Origin of the sequence: Oscillibacter sp. KLE 1745, assembly GCF_000469445.2 — a bacterium.
Taxonomy (GTDB): Bacteria; Bacillota; Clostridia; order Oscillospirales; family Oscillospiraceae; genus Oscillibacter; species Oscillibacter welbionis.
The window spans coordinates 56,265-57,217 of record NZ_KI271734.1; the positions used below are offsets into that span (position 1 = coordinate 56,265).

The 953-nt window shown below is 58.1% G+C and carries 2 protein-coding genes; one reads left to right on the forward strand and one right to left on the reverse strand.

Annotated features, from left to right (window positions below):
* Positions 1-332: 332 nt before the first annotated feature.
* Positions 333-653, reverse strand: a complete 321-nt coding sequence (locus HMPREF1546_RS11145; protein WP_021751359.1) for a hypothetical protein — start codon at positions 651-653, stop codon at positions 333-335.
* A 121-nt stretch (positions 654-774) separates the two neighbouring features.
* On the opposite strand from HMPREF1546_RS11145, the gene HMPREF1546_RS18375 reads away from it, so the two are divergent.
* The gene (locus HMPREF1546_RS18375; protein WP_021751358.1) at positions 775-942 is read left to right on the forward strand and encodes a ribbon-helix-helix domain-containing protein; all 168 of its coding nucleotides are present in this window, start codon (positions 775-777) and stop codon (positions 940-942) included.
* Positions 943-953: the final 11 nt, after the last annotated feature.

Below are 953 nucleotides of genomic sequence, written 5' to 3' on the forward strand. Positions count from 1 at the left end.
GTGAGAGGGTGCCTGCGTGTTTTCGGCAGACGGCTGACGGGCGCGGCGGGGTGACGCAAAGATTTGGGGGGCTGATTCCCGCGGCGCGGGTATGTCTTGGGTCGGGGTGCAAGGAGGGATTTGACCAGCTCCTCTTTTCCTGTCTCGCGCTGCGGCGCTCCCAGGATTTCCGTCACCAGTGTTCCACTGGTTCCTCTTTCCGCGCGTTCCGCTTCGCTACGCGCTACCCTAGCGGTCGCGGAAGCGCCTGACCTTCCATAACCGTAGGGGCAGATGCTCTCATCCGCCCATTTCCCCGCGTTGGCAGGACGGTGATCGGATATCTGTTGAGGTCACGAGCAGGAAAGCGCCCGGGCATGGGAGAGGGTTTCCTCCTCTTCCGCGCCCAGCAGGTCCAACGCACCCAACTCCAGGCCCATTTGGAGGCCCAGGAAAAACTGATACTCTCCGGCGTATTCCGCCAGGGCGCAGCAGGCGTCCGACAGGTCCCCTACCTCCTGCAAAAGCTCCCGGTCCCCGCCGCAGAGCTGCCGGACCCGGCAGTACGCCGCTTCCTCCCGTGCTGCCAGCTCCCGCCAAACCGGATCCCCCCGCTCCGCCCTCTTGCGGAGATGCAGTAAAATATCCGTCAACATCGCCTTGGTGTGATTCATATATAGCCACCTCCTATGCACTTGTAGTATACCACCTAAGCACCACTTGTCAAGCAAAACGCCAAATGATATAGTGCATATATAGTAACTACGTAGTGAGTAGAAAGTAGGGTGAAGGGTTTTGGGCGAACACCAGCTGGTAAATCGGAAAAGATTTGTTTCCTCCCTGGCCAACGAACTGGTAGAGCCATTCAACGAGCTCTCCAAAAAAACGCGCATCACCAAAACGCGTCTCTTGGACGAAGCCATCGAGGACCTCCTAAAAAAATACGAACACAAAGGCGGCTGAGCGAAGCTCAG